2 protein-coding genes are annotated in these 559 nt (G+C 66.5%); both read right to left on the minus strand.

The window, feature by feature from the left end; translation table 11 throughout:
• A partial coding sequence (locus tag JNK74_29810; protein MBL7650366.1) for a prepilin-type N-terminal cleavage/methylation domain-containing protein occupies positions 1-307 on the minus strand: 307 nt, incomplete at its 3' end.
• A gap of 2 nt (positions 308-309) precedes the next feature.
• Positions 310-559 (minus strand): general secretion pathway protein GspG (locus JNK74_29815; GenBank protein ID MBL7650367.1); only part of this gene is annotated, 250 nt, incomplete at its 5' end.

Below are 559 nucleotides of genomic sequence, written 5' to 3' on the forward strand. Positions count from 1 at the left end.
GACCGGGCTCGTCGGGCGGTGCTACGGCGACCCAGGTATCGCTGCGTCCGGTCATCGGATCAGTCGGTACGCGGCGCAGGTAGCGCTTGTCGGCGAGTTCCTGAAGGGTTTCGGGAAAGCGCCCGGTATCGGCGCGATATTTGTCGAGCGCGTCGCGCATCACGGCGAGGGATTCGCGCAGCGAGGCTTCGCGTGCCCGGTCGAGATGCACGAAGTAGCGGGGCACCGCGATGGTCAGCAGGGTGGCGATGACGGACATCACGACGAGCAGTTCGATCAGCGTGAAGCCTTTACGCCTGGCTCGCATCTTTACCACTCGCGGTAGGGGATGCCGTTGAGGCCGATGCCGGCGGAGAGAGAGTAGACGTCGTAGACATCGGCTCCCTCGACCGGCGCCTCCGGCGGACTACCGTAGCTGCGCCGGCCCCAGGTTCGGGCCGCGGGCTGTGCCGGATCGTCGGCGAATGGGTCGCGCGGGAGGCGGCGCATGAAGAAGAACCGCTTCCCGCTCGGGTCGCTCTTGTTTTCGACGCCCTGGGTGAGATCCTCAAGGCGCTTC

Source organism: Candidatus Hydrogenedentota bacterium, assembly GCA_016791475.1.
GTDB lineage: Bacteria > Hydrogenedentota > Hydrogenedentia > Hydrogenedentales > JAEUWI01 > JAEUWI01.